2 protein-coding genes are annotated in these 2026 nt (G+C 66.2%); both read right to left on the bottom strand.

The window, feature by feature from the left end; genetic code table 11:
* Window positions 1-544: 544 nt before the first annotated feature.
* Window positions 545-1375 carry an FTR1 family protein gene (locus tag MUO23_13075; protein ID MCJ7513884.1) on the bottom strand — a complete coding sequence of 277 codons (831 nt, stop codon included), beginning with the start codon at window positions 1373-1375 and terminating at the stop codon, window positions 545-547.
* Between the two features lie 212 nt (window positions 1376-1587).
* Window positions 1588-2026, bottom strand: a 439-nt coding sequence (locus MUO23_13080; GenBank protein ID MCJ7513885.1) for a hypothetical protein, incomplete at its 5' end; no start/stop codon positions are given.

Genomic DNA, 2026 nt, shown 5'->3' on the forward strand with positions numbered 1-2026 from the left:
AATGTGACCGCCTGCCGCCGCCGGAACGCCGGCTTGCATGCCTTCTTCGCCTCCTTCGCCTGATTCTTCCTGGTGAATGTCCTTGTCTTCCTCGCCGTCAACCTGCAAGTGTGTGCCTCGCGGCTGCGCTCCTGCCGGCGCGAGGCGCGCCCGTGCTCGACTGCCATCTCGACCTGGCCTGCATCCGGTCCTTCCCGTCCACGCGGGCCGGATTCCCAAGAGCTCGCAGGGCCGCTCTGTCCTTGAAGAAGTCGGAGTGCGCTTGATCCTGCGGGGCTAGGGTCGGGACGCCTTCCCGCCGGGATCCGGCCACAGGATAGGCGCGCGAGGGGAGACAGCGGATGAGGCAGTCGGAGGCATGCCTGGTCCGGGGGGGGGTTGGCGCGGCACGGGACGCCGAGCCTCCCCACTCTCCCGGCAGCTCCCCAGCCCCTCGGATAGACGGACGGTGCCGATATCCCCGGTGGAAGGGAGCGCGCCGGGAGCAAGCCGAAATGTCGGCCGCCACGCCCCCGGCTGAGTCCTCCGGGGTTGCTGTCGGAGATCAAGCTTCGACGCTCGGCCTCGGCTGTGCGACCGGCCGCCCCTGTCGCACGCTCGCGCTCACCACGACCATGAAGTAAGCCAGGTAAGCCAGCGCCTCGCTCAGGGAAGGATTCCCGTTGTAGCCGAAGAGCGCCTTGGAGATCTGCCCCAGAGAGGAGTCTTCGTCGAATATGTGGTTGATGTCCCACACGGGGGCGATAACAGCGGGGATCACACCCGCTTCGTTGAATTCGTGCACCGAATGCCCCACCAGTCCGGCGGCGAAGAGCATCAACAGCACGCCGGTCACCTGGAAGAAGCGGTGCAGGTTCAGGCGCCGCGTGCTGGCATACAGAACATATCCCAGCACCCCGGCCGCAGCCAGGCCCAACACCGCGCCGGCCAGGACCTCTTTCGACGAAGTGGTCATCGCTGCCGCGGAAAGGAAGAGGGCGGTCTCGACGCCTTCACGCACCACTGCCGTGAAGGCGATCAGGAAGATCGCCCAGGACTGTTTGTGCAGAGCAGCGGATTGCACTTCGGCTTCGAGGCTTGTCTGCGTCTGGCGCCCCTGACGTTGCAGCCACAGGATCATCCACGTCAGAACGCCCGCCGCCACCAGCATGGTTACACCCTCGAAGACCTGCTCGGCTCGGCCTTCGAGCTTGGCACCAACTGCCTGCAACCCCGCCGCAGCCGCCAGGCTGAGCAGCACCGCCGCCGCCACCCCGAACCACACCCACCGCCGCTGGTCCGCTTGATGCAGCCGACGGAGCGCGCCGAGCGTGATCCCCACCAGGAGCGCCGCCTCCAACCCCTCTCGCAACGTGAGAAGAAGACTCGCCAACACCGAATCCGCCTCCGTCAATCGTGGGTTTGTTGATCCTATTGTGGATAAGCATACTCCAGATACTCTTCGCTGGAGGGACGGGGGCTCCGGGCCGCAAATCCCAAGCCCGTCGGCCGATGGCCGATAGGCTTGAGCCGCGATTACGCACCCTCAGGCAGGGTCTTGCGCCGAGGCAGGGTATCGGTTCAGGAATTCGCGTCGCTGGCCGACAGCTACGGCCCCAGCGGTTGCTCGTCGCCCGGCAGGTCCGCCAGGAGCACGCTGGGACCGCCGAAAAAGCGCTTCTGGTAACGGCGACCCCCGAGGAGCAGAAGCAGTTCGAGCGTCGCCGGCAGGATCGTGGAGAACTGGTCGTAGAAGAAGACGAACAGGTTGACCATGACCAGCGCCAGCAATAGACCGGACGTGGCGAGCCGCTGCGCCTCCCGCTCGCGGCCGAGAACCAGGGCTCCCAACGCCGCCACGAGCAGCGCCCCGACCGCCGCCTGCAGCAGAGCATTCCAGGGTTCAATATCGGCCCTTTGCAGCACGCCGGGGAGCTGCGCCCATACGGCCGACATCGCTCCGCCCCCGATCAGGTTGCGCAGGTCCTCGAGCGCCGACCCAATCATGAAAACCGCGAGTCCCAACCAGCCTGCAGCCAGAAGCACA

The organism is Anaerolineales bacterium, from assembly GCA_022866145.1.
Lineage (GTDB): Bacteria > Chloroflexota > Anaerolineae > Anaerolineales > E44-bin32 > PFL42.